Origin of the sequence: Photorhabdus sp. RM71S, from assembly GCF_042879355.1 — a bacterium.
GTDB classification, from domain to species: domain Bacteria; phylum Pseudomonadota; class Gammaproteobacteria; order Enterobacterales; family Enterobacteriaceae; genus Photorhabdus; species Photorhabdus kayaii.
This window is the reverse complement of the sequence record NZ_JBHFKV010000088.1, coordinates 1-10106: the sequence shown is the minus strand read 5'-3', so window position 1 is coordinate 10106 and position 10106 is coordinate 1. Positions and strand designations below refer to the sequence as shown.

Sequence of the window (10106 nt, the reverse complement as noted above, 5' to 3'; positions counted from 1 at the left end):
AACGGCATTCCATATCGACGATGGCAGGGACTATACACAGCGTACCATTCATCGCATGAAACGTAATTTTTACATTCACGAGGGCGTTTGCCCTCCTCTGCCACCAGCGCCGCAAGTAGCCAGAGTAAAGTTAACGCCAGTGAAGAAAGCCAGGAAACACCGCAAATCACGTAATAAGGGGCAAGAAAATGAATAGTCAGAAAAACGGAAATAAAATTGAGCTGCTACCGTGCCCATTTTGTGGCAGCAAAGATATTGGAGTAGTTCGGCAATATGAAGATGACTGTCCGTACCGCTCATCAATTGTCAGATGCTTCAATTGTGATGCACAAACAGCACAGTTTGTTAATGGTGACGATATTCAAAGCCAAAACAAAATGGCAATCAGAGCCTGGAATAGGAGATGCAATAATGACCAGCAGAGAACAATTTGAAAAATGGCTTATAGAAACTTATCCGTGGGGCGAGGAAGACTTAGAAAAAGCTTTCTTTCAGGAAGAGCACCAATACTACATCAGTGACAGCGACGCACTGCATTTTGCATGGGCAGGCTGGAAAGGTCGGGGTGAAGTTCGTGTGGAACTGCCAAATTATATTGATTGTGATGATGATGACGAACTGGGTATTGAATATAACAGAGGCATTGCTCACTGTGACACTTATCTGAAATCACAGGGAGTAAAAGTAAAGCTAATCCTTAGGAACGTAAAGGAGGAAAGCCATGATCAATAATTCATTCCACTTAACTCAGGTAATAGCCTCGGCATGGGGTGATCCATCCTATATCACTGATGCTGTCTGGAATGCCGGTTACAGAAAAGCCGCCAGAACATCAGAAGATATGATATTGGTGACACTTAAAGTCATCGAGGATTCTTATTACAGTGATATTGCATATGAGTATTGGCCCAAAGACTTAGAAGCCGTACTTGCTGCTGAACTGAATTTCCTGATTGATGATTTGGTCTGGTCAGACAAAACAACTCCGGCAACAGTGGCACGAATAATTTTGGAGAACGGTTATCAAAGAGGAAATGAAAAATGAATCAATCGCCATACATCAAAACAAAAGAACTCGCTGATCGGTACGGTGTAACACCACACACGATAAGGTTATGGGCGAGCAACGGGAAGCAAAAGCGGGAAGGCTTCCCGAGGCCCAAGTTTAAATCCGACCAACTTAATTTTTTGTGGCAGGATATTCTTGACTGGGAGAACGGGAAACAATTTTAGTCAGCTTTTCCCACCAGCGCTCATATGCCTCTTTCTGTTCATTAAGGTAGGTGTGCTTATCGTACACCTGCCACACTCCCGGTAATTTATGCCCTATCATTGTTTCAGCGACGTGAGGCGGCGTTAATTCAGAAACCCCGGTGCGCATTGTCCGGCGTAAGTCGTGAATTGACCAAGATGTATAAGGATCAAAGTGGGGAGCCATCTTTTTATTAAGTCCCGCAATGATCCTATCATGCGATCCCTTAGCAAAAGGTTTGCCACCAAGCACTATAAACAAATATTCACTCCCGTGATTTAATTTCTTTGCTTGATCAATTAATTTCTTGGCTTCTGAGATGATTGGTCTGACAATAGGTTTTTTGGATTTTCTCCCTGTTTTATGGTTTGCGGAAGGAACGGTCCAGATATTTTTCTCATAATCAAAATCATTAACTTTAGCTTTCAGTAATTCACCAATACGACACCCAAATAACAGACATAATTTTATTATTAATGCGTTGCGCGGGTTATATTTAGGGGAATTGATAATACGAAAAAGAATCACCAGTTCCTCTTCACTTAATGCCCTTTCTCCCGTGTCAACATCGATATCAATGTCTGTATCGATATCAACAACCTTCCCTCTTAGGTCACTTGATGCTACATCAGACAAAGGGGTTGTATGTGTCATTCCTCGCCGAACAGCCCATCGGTGAGCGGTTTTAGAATAGGTCAATATACGCGTTCCAATTGATGGAAGCTGTTTGGCTACGTCTTCAATTAAAGTAAGCCAGACATGCAGCGTTACCTCGTCATGGGGCAATTTACCAATTTTGGGGAAAACATAAATTTCGAAAGAACGCAATATCTGGTCAGCGTTAATTTTCGAACCTTGCATTGTCGTTTTCCACCACTCCCGGATAAGCTTTTCCACAGTGACCGCACTCAATGCAGATTCTTTTCGAACGCGTTTAACTGTCTTGGGATTTCGATGTTGCTCTAATTCTCCGCGATAAGAAATCACTGAGTCACGAGCATCTTTTAAGCTCGTTGCTGGATACGTGCCGATATCAATTCGATCTCCTTTACCGTCCCATCGGTATCTAAACTGAAATATAACTTTCCCCCTGGGGGTAACACGAACAGAGAGACCATCTCTATCGGACTTAGTGATCATCTTTTCTTGTGGTTTGCCGTTAATTGAACGCAGCCATGAATCAGTAATTGCCATATTAATTGCCTCAAAAATAATACAGCTCTTAATGTAGTTTATGTACACCGACATGTACATATTTTCCATGACACGAGATGAATATTTATGATTATCACTGACTAAGACAAGCCGAGAAAAAATAAATTTCAATTTAAAATCAATTGGTTAATTTAATTTTCATGACTAAAGATGATCATTAATGTTGAGAGGTGATTACATAGGGGCATTCCTAGTCAGAATACCCCTCTCCACATTAGGCTAGATATATCAATCCATTAGGCGGAAAATCAATCCCGGAAATTAGTAAACTGGAATGGCTGTCCCAGCTCTGCGCCACGAACTAATGCCATAACACTTTGCAAATCATCACGAGCTTTACCTGTCACTCGCACTTGCTCCCCCTGAATCTGTGCCTGTACTTTCAGCTTACTATCCTTAATCAGCTTCACGATCTTTTTCGCCGTAGGGGTATCAATCCCCTGCTTCAGAGTCGCTTCAACGCTGTAAGTTTTACCACTGTGCAACATATCATCAGGGATATTCAATGCAGCACCATCGATACCACGTTTAGCCAACTTTTCACGCATGATATCAACCAACTGATTTACCTGAAAATCTGACTCACTGGCAATCTTGATAGATTCATTTTTTTCATTTAACTCGAAATTGGCGCTGACATTACGGAAATCCCAACGGCTAGCAAGCTCGCGCTGCGCATTTTCTACCGCGTTGCGAACTTCATGCATATCAATTTCTGAAACAATATCGAAAGATGGCATTATCCATGACCTCCTGATAATCAATAAGTTGGCATGATAACCGCTTTCCATTGTCAGCAAAAGCGCTATACTCGGATTAGCGGGATCTTATTATTTCCATCCAATATTATGGCAGCGTCTTTCAAAAGGTGTATATGAAGATAACCGTTCTTGGCTGTGGCGCTATAGGAAAACTGTGGCTAGCAGCATTATCACAACAAAAACATCAAGTGCAGGGTTGGCTAAAAAGTTCTCGGTCTTATTTATCTGTTCATATTGACGAAATGAATGGGCAAGTCTTCAACCAACCAATCCCAACTAATAACAACAACCATCTTGCCAACAGCGAATTACTGATTGTCTGTCTGAAAGCATGGCAAGTCGCTGATGCAGTGAATAATTTACTCCCCAAACTTTTACCTAATTGTCCAATCTTATTACTACACAATGGCATGGGTACCCAAGAAGAACTATTATCAGCGCCTAATCCAATACTTCTTGGTGTCACAACGCATGGCGCATATCAGGATGACCAACGGGTTTATCATACCGCTTCCGGGCTAACCCATATTGGCTCAGCAACGTCAAATGCAACTGGGCTTAGCTCTCTGGCTAATGTATTACACCAATCTTTGCCAGATGTTGCATGGCATAATGAAATTCTCTCTATTAGTTGGCTGAAACTTGCCGCTAACTGTGTCGTAAACCCGCTGACTGCACTTTATGAATGCCAAAATGGCGATTTGCTTCGCTACCCGGAACAATTGAATATTTTGTGCGAAGAAATTATTCAGGTTATGCAACGAGAAAACATCCATACCACTATCGACAACCTGATTGCCTATGTCTACGATGTGATTAAGCTTACAGCAAAAAACTACTCATCCATGTTGCAGGATGTCCGCGCAAAACGTCGCACTGAAATTGACTATATCACCGGTTATTTATTACGCCGGGCCCGTGCACATGGTCTTTCTACCCCTGAAAATACCCGTATCTATAACCTAGTAAAACATAAGGAAAGATGATTATGAACCCTTCAGCACTCATCTGCCTAACTCACGGTAGTGAAGAAATAGAAGCCGTTGCAACCATTGATTTACTGGTACGCGCTGGCATCAGTGTTACGATCGCCAGCACCGCCAGCGATGGAGAATTGATTTTAACTTGCTCCAGAGGTGTGAAACTGGTTGCTGATGTCCCTCTGGAAAAAGTTATTGATGAATCTTTCGATGCCATCATCTTACCCGGCGGTATGCAGGGTGCCGAGTGTTTCCGTGATAATCCACTCGTTATCGAAAAAATCCGCAAGGCACATTATCAAGGAAAAATTATCGCTGCAATTTGTGCCGTGCCTGCTATCGTACTTGAACACCATAATTTATTCCCTACTGGCAAAATGACCGGCTACCCCGGTTTGCAAGACAAAATTTCATCCGATAAATGGATTGATTGCCGAGTCTGTTTTGATGATCGTGTCAATCTATTGACCAGCCAAGGGCCAGCGACAGCTTTCGATTTCGCATTAAAACTCATTGAATTATTAAAAGGACGAGCAACAGCAGCAGAGGTGGCGGCTCAACTCATATTGCCACTAGGTGTATATTCTTATCAGGATTGAAAAAAATAGACAAAAACATCTTACTTTATACGATTCGGGGTTCACATAATAGGAACCCCGAAATGTATAATTAAATACAATTAAGGCCGATAAACTTTCACGTTATCAAAACCCTGCTCAGATAAATAGAGTGCCTGCAAACGACTCATTACCCCACGTTCACAATAGAGCAAATAAGTCTTATCCTTTGGCAAATCACCAAACTGGCTGCTCAACTTATAGAATGGCAATGATTTGATTTCCACACCATTTAACTGCAATGGCCGATCATCTTGTTCATCAGGCGAACGAATATCCAATAACACATCCGTCGGAGCGAACGCTGTCACCGTTTCAATTTCAACCACTTGCTGATTGCTTTGTTCTGCTATCTGGCGAATATCAATATTCTGAGCTTCACTGACAACTTTTTCCAAAATATTAAAATCGAAATTCGCCTCTTCCGCTTCAATTTTAGCTTTAACAGCTTTTACTGTCGGGCTTTTTGAAATAACACCACAGAATTCAGGCATTGTGCGGGCAAAATCCTCAGTGCCTATTTCACGTGCCAACCTGATAATGTGCTCTTTATCATGAGAAATCAGTGGCCGCAGAATCAACGTATCCGATGCATTATCAATCAAACGCAAATTAGTGAGTGTCTGGCTGGAAACCTGTCCCAAAGCCTCACCGGTAACAATCGCCTGCACGCCATAGCGCTCTGCAACTTGAGATGCCGCTCTGACCATCATCCGTTTAAGCACCACCCCCATTTGACCATCATCAACTTTTTCCAAAATTTCAGCGACAACAGGTTCAAAATCCACCGCAACGAAACGGACTTTATGGGAACTGCCAAAACGATTCCAAAGATAATGAGCAACCTGTTTCACACCAACTTCATGAGCAGAACCGCCAAGATTGAAGAAGCAATAGTGAACGCGACAGCCACGGCGCATTAGCATATAGCTGGAAACACCAGAATCAAAGCCTCCAGAAATGAGAGATAATACATCTTCCTGCGTTCCGATAGGAAAACCACCAATTCCTTCATAACGGGCTTTTACCAGAATCAGCACATCTTGATCAATTTCCAGATTAACAGTCACATCAGGATGATTGAGTTTTACTTTCGCGGATTCAATATGCTGGTTTAAACCACCACCGACATAACGTTCTACTTCATTGGAAGTAAATTGATGTTTACCGCGACGTTTAACCCGAACACAAAATGTCTTATTGTGGAGCGATTCGCCATAAGCCTCATAAGCTTGTTCAAAGATATGATGCATGTCACGAAACTCACGCTCCTCTACTTGCAGAATATGGTGAATACCGGGGATACGTGTCAGCGCATCACAAATTTGAGCGCCAAGGTTTTCATCTTTAGTACGAACTTCGATATTATCCCAATGGCGAACCACTGCAATATTATCGCCTAATGTTTTAAGCACATTGCGAATATTACTAGCGAGAATTTTAATAAAGCGCAAACGAACAGTTTGGCTCTTGATCGTGATTTCAGGGAATAATTTAATAATAAACTTCATAGTAAGTTATAGTAGCGGTTAGGCATTTTGATAAATAAAATTAATGGTATGTTTTGGTTGTCAAATCAGGCCGCGAAGTATAACACTATCTCGTGGTACAGCGCGGAAAAAACACAAAATCAGTTAAGAATTTGTTTGCACCAGCGTAATAGGATAGTCTGCAACTCTCAGGCGAACTCTGTATAAATAGTAAAAAATTATGCCAAAGAAAAATGCAATATCAGAAAGTACAAACAGTACGCCAGAAACTGCACCGGCAATGACATTTGAAAGCTCATTAAAAGAGCTGGAACAGATTGTCGCCCGGCTGGAATCAGGTGAACTGGCACTGGAAGAAGCCCTAAGCGAATTTGAGCGTGGTATTCAATTAGCCCGTCTAGGGCAACAAACTTTGCAACAAGCAGAACAGCGAGTGCAGATTCTGATTAACAATGATGTCCAATCTCCACTGAGTCATTTCTCCCCGGATACTGAATAAGCCTATGTCTGAACAAAATTCAACCCAATTTAAAGAACAGCTTAAAATCTGTCAACAACGAGTCAATAACGTTCTGATAAGCACACTATCTTCACTGGCATTTGCAGACAATCCACTAGTTCACACAATGCAACATGGCACTTTACTCGGTGGTAAACGTCTGCGCCCATTTTTAGTTTATGCCGTCGGTGAACTGTTTGGATTATCTGCAAATAATCTGGATGCTCCAGCAGCAGCCGTTGAATGTATCCACGCCTTTTCATTAATTCATGACGATTTACCGGCGATGGATAACGATGATTTACGCCGTGGACAACCGACCTGCCACATAAAATTTGGTGAAGCTCACGCGATTCTGGCAGGAGATGCATTACAGGCGCTGGCGTTTGAAATCCTATCTAAAAGAGAAATGCCGGATGTAACAACGGCAGACCGCCTTGAAATGCTTGCCGAACTGGCAACCGCTAGCGGTATCGCTGGTATGTGCGGCGGTCAAGCGTTGGATTTAGCTGCGGAAGGTAAACACATTGATCTCCATATGCTGGAACACATTCATCGCCATAAAACGGGCGCACTTATTCGTTGCGCCGTCAGAATGGGCGCATATAGCGCAGGCCAACGCGGGCATGATGCCTTACCTGAATTAGATCAGTATGCTCAGGCCATTGGCCTCGCATTCCAAGTTCAAGACGATATTCTTGATGTCATCGGCGATACCGAAATGATAGGAAAACGCCAAGGCAGTGACCAACAGTTAGAAAAAAGCACTTACCCCGCATTATTGGGGTTAGAACAAGCACAGAAAAAAGCATACGAACTGTATCAAGAAGCATTACAAGCTTTGAATAAACTGGAAGATAAATCTTATAACACAGCAATGCTGCGCGCACTTGCCAGCTTTATCATTGAACGTAACAACTAAGGTCTGCCGGTAAATTTACCCACTGGCAGCGCTATTAATAAACACTTCTTAACGAGCATCAAATGAGCATTGATATAGCCAAATACCCCACATTGGCATTAGCGGAAAATCCTGAAGAACTTCGGATGTTACCAAAAGAGAGCCTGCCGAAGTTATGTGATGAACTTCGGCAATTCCTGCTAAACAGTGTCAGTCGCTCCAGTGGTCATTTTGCCTCCGGTCTTGGCACCGTTGAGCTGACTGTGGCGTTGCATTATGTCTATAAAACACCTTTCGATAAATTGGTATGGGACGTCGGCCATCAGGCTTATCCTCATAAAATCCTGACAGGACGCCGAAATCGTATTGATACGATTCGTCAAAAAAATGGGCTTCATCCTTTCCCTTGGCGAGATGAAAGTGAATACGACACCTTATGTGTTGGTCACTCATCAACCTCTATCAGCGCCGGATTAGGTATGGCAATTGCTGCTCAACGCGAAGGCAAAGGCCGCCGTACAGTTTGTGTTATCGGTGATGGTGCGATAACAGCGGGGATGGCTTTCGAAGCGATGAACCATGCCGGGGATATCGACCCAGATATGTTAGTCATTCTTAATGACAACGAAATGTCCATCTCAGAGAACGTCGGAGCGTTAAACAACCATCTAGCTCAACTTCTATCCGGTAAACTCTACACCACGTTGCGGGAAAGCGGGAAAAAAGTCTTTTCCAATCTACCACCGATTAAAGAACTACTGAAAAAAACTGAAGAACATATCAAAGGCATGGTTGTTCCTGGCACTCTGTTTGAAGAATTGGGCTTTAATTACATCGGCCCCATCGACGGACATGATGTACTGACATTGACCCAAACGCTGAAAAATATGCGTGAGTTGAAAGGACCACAGCTTCTGCACATCATGACCAAAAAGGGTCGTGGCTATGCCCCCGCTGAAAAAGATCCTATTAGTTGGCATGCGGTGCCTAAATTTGATCCGACCACTGGCGCATTACCTAAAAGCTCAGACAACCGCCCTACTTTCTCCAAAATCTTTGGAGACTGGTTATGCGAAGAGGCCGCTAACGACAAAAAACTGATGGCGATCACACCTGCCATGCGTGAAGGCTCTGGTATGGTGCGTTTTTCCCGCGAATATCCTGATCAATACTTCGATGTCGCCATTGCAGAACAACATGCCGTGACTTTTGCCGCAGGTTTGGCAATTGGTGGTTACAGGCCAATTGTTGCAATCTATTCGACATTCCTCCAACGTGCTTATGACCAGGTTATCCATGATGTCGCCATTCAGAATCTACCTGTTCTATTTGCAATAGATCGCGGCGGTATCGTAGGTGCTGATGGTCAGACACATCAAGGCGCCTTTGATCTTTCATTCCTTCGTTGCATCCCCAACATGGTAATTATGGCGCCAAGTGATGAGAACGAATGCCGACAGATGCTGCATACTGGCTATCATTATCTGCAAGGTCCTGTAGCCGTGCGCTATCCACGAGGAACCGGAACGGGGGCAGAACCCCAACCATTTGAACAATTGCCAATTGGTAAAGGTATTATTCGCCGTCAGGGTAAGAAGGTAGCGATCCTGAACTTTGGTACTCTGTTACCTGATGCAATAACAGCGGCAGAATCACTGGATGCGACTGTTGTTGATATGCGCTTTATTAAACCACTGGATAAAGAATTAGTATTAGAAATGGCGGATAACCATGATTTATTGGTCACACTGGAAGAAAATGCCATTATGGGCGGTGCAGGAAGTGGCGTTAATGAACTATTAATGCAGGAAGGCCGCCTAGTGCAAATTCTAAATATTGGCTTGCCTGACCAATTTATACCACAAGGTAGTCAAGAAGAAATCAGAGCGGATTTAGGGCTTGATGCCGCAGGTATTCAAAATAGCATCAATAAAAGGCTATTTTCCTGAGTGTATAAGGGTAATAGGGTAATAGGGTAATAGGGTAATAGGGTAATAGGGTAATAGGGTATTTATCCTATTATCCTTACTATTATATATAGCAACACAGTTAATTAACTATATAATTTATTTATTGATAAAAACAAATACAATCTTCATACTAATTATGAAAATTTGGCATATTATAATTAATATCTTTGTAAATTTTATTTTTTATAACAAATATAAATTCATTATCAATTAAACAATAACCTATTGATTTAAAAACAATAATTATATCTTTAGGTATAATTGTTGTAAATGAAACATAGATAACTCGCAAAAAATGACGTACAAGGATTAAATAAGTAAATAAGTAAATAAGTAAATAAGTAAATAAGTAAATAAGTAAATAAGTAAATAAGTAAATAAGTAAATAAGTAAATAAGTAAATAAGTAAATAAGTAAATAA

11 protein-coding genes and 1 pseudogene are annotated in these 10106 nt (G+C 42.1%); 9 read left to right on the top strand and 3 right to left on the bottom strand.

Annotated features, from left to right (window positions below):
- The 4 genes from ACGF5R_RS22985 to ACGF5R_RS22970 all read left to right on the top strand — a co-directional run.
- A partial coding sequence (locus ACGF5R_RS22985; RefSeq protein WP_387692902.1) for a hypothetical protein occupies positions 1 to 196 on the top strand: 196 nt, incomplete at its 5' end.
- Entirely contained in the window at positions 189 to 434 is a 246-nt protein-coding gene (locus tag ACGF5R_RS22980) for a Lar family restriction alleviation protein (protein ID WP_387692899.1), read from the top strand. The genes ACGF5R_RS22985 and ACGF5R_RS22980, both read left to right, overlap by 8 nt.
- Positions 412 to 732 (top strand): hypothetical protein, encoded by a 321-nt coding sequence (locus ACGF5R_RS22975; RefSeq protein ID WP_387692896.1) that lies wholly within the window; start codon positions 412 to 414, stop codon positions 730 to 732. The genes ACGF5R_RS22980 and ACGF5R_RS22975 overlap by 23 nt, the downstream gene beginning before the upstream one ends.
- Positions 722 to 1045: a hypothetical protein gene (locus ACGF5R_RS22970; RefSeq protein ID WP_387692368.1), complete on the top strand. Its 324-nt coding sequence runs from the start codon at positions 722 to 724 to the stop codon at positions 1043 to 1045. Before ACGF5R_RS22975 ends, ACGF5R_RS22970 begins: the two co-directional genes overlap by 11 nt.
- Positions 1046 to 1180: 135 nt before the next feature.
- Here ACGF5R_RS22970 and ACGF5R_RS22965 read toward each other — a convergent pair whose 3' ends face one another.
- Positions 1181 to 2446: a tyrosine-type recombinase/integrase gene (locus ACGF5R_RS22965; RefSeq protein WP_387692894.1), complete on the bottom strand. Its 1266-nt coding sequence runs from the start codon at positions 2444 to 2446 to the stop codon at positions 1181 to 1183.
- Between the two features lie 269 nt (positions 2447 to 2715).
- The gene (locus ACGF5R_RS22960; protein ID WP_112879731.1) at positions 2716 to 3207 is read right to left on the bottom strand and encodes a YajQ family cyclic di-GMP-binding protein; all 492 of its coding nucleotides are present in this window, start codon (positions 3205 to 3207) and stop codon (positions 2716 to 2718) included.
- A 134-nt stretch (positions 3208 to 3341) separates the two neighbouring features.
- Here ACGF5R_RS22960 and panE point away from each other — a divergent pair.
- Positions 3342 to 4254: pseudogene (gene panE, locus ACGF5R_RS22955) on the top strand (2-dehydropantoate 2-reductase).
- A complete protein-coding gene (gene yajL, locus ACGF5R_RS22950) occupies positions 4217 to 4807 on the top strand; it encodes a protein deglycase YajL (protein ID WP_112879733.1) in 591 nt (196 codons plus the stop codon). The pseudogene panE and the gene yajL overlap by 38 nt, the downstream one beginning before the upstream one ends.
- Before the next feature lie 80 nt (positions 4808 to 4887).
- Here the strand turns inward: yajL and thiI are convergent, their stop codons facing one another.
- Positions 4888 to 6336: a tRNA uracil 4-sulfurtransferase ThiI gene (gene thiI, locus ACGF5R_RS22945; protein WP_112879734.1), complete on the bottom strand. Its 1449-nt coding sequence runs from the start codon at positions 6334 to 6336 to the stop codon at positions 4888 to 4890.
- A gap of 199 nt (positions 6337 to 6535) precedes the next feature.
- Between thiI and xseB the strand changes: the two genes are divergently transcribed.
- The 3 genes from xseB to dxs all read left to right on the top strand — a co-directional run bounded on the left by xseB (position 6536) and on the right by dxs (position 9664).
- Positions 6536 to 6814, top strand: a complete 279-nt coding sequence (gene xseB / locus ACGF5R_RS22940) for an exodeoxyribonuclease VII small subunit (protein ID WP_112879735.1) — start codon at positions 6536 to 6538, stop codon at positions 6812 to 6814.
- 4 nt (positions 6815 to 6818) lie between these two features.
- Entirely contained in the window at positions 6819 to 7736 is a 918-nt protein-coding gene (gene ispA / locus ACGF5R_RS22935; protein ID WP_112879736.1) for a (2E,6E)-farnesyl diphosphate synthase, read from the top strand.
- A 62-nt stretch (positions 7737 to 7798) separates the two neighbouring features.
- On the top strand, positions 7799 to 9664 hold the full coding sequence (dxs, locus tag ACGF5R_RS22930) for a 1-deoxy-D-xylulose-5-phosphate synthase (RefSeq protein ID WP_387692892.1): 1866 nt from the start codon (positions 7799 to 7801) through the stop codon (positions 9662 to 9664).
- Positions 9665 to 10106: the final 442 nt, after the last annotated feature.